This is a genomic window from Leifsonia sp. HAY1-4F, assembly GCF_056755275.1.
The window spans coordinates 1-246 of the sequence record NZ_JBNDHX010000497.1 but is presented as its reverse complement, the minus strand read 5'-3'; the positions used below and the strand labels follow the sequence as shown (position 1 = coordinate 246).

The following is a 246-nucleotide window of genomic DNA, read 5'->3' as shown; positions in this document are numbered from 1 at the left end:
CCCCCCCCCCCCCCCCCCCCCCTTTTAATGATACGGCGACCACCGAGGTCTACACTTTCTCCGTCGTCGGCAGCGTCAGATGTGTATAAGAGACAGCGTTCACAATCTCAGGTACGGCAGTGGCGGCGGGAAGCGCGTCGATCGACCTCAGGATCCCATCCGGTCCAGCGGAGTACACCTGTCTCTTATACACATCTCCGAGCCCACGAGACACTCGCTAATCTGGTGGGGTGTTCTTTTTCTTTG

Annotated in this window: 1 protein-coding gene; it reads right to left on the bottom strand. The window is 58.5% G+C overall.

Going from position 1 to position 246, the window contains the following annotated elements; translation table 11 throughout:
- Positions 1 to 49 precede the first annotated feature (49 nt).
- Complete coding sequence (locus tag ACPYOG_RS20270) at positions 50 to 193, bottom strand: hypothetical protein (protein ID WP_481295880.1); 144 nt, start codon at positions 191 to 193, stop codon at positions 50 to 52.
- Positions 194 to 246 lie beyond the last annotated feature (53 nt).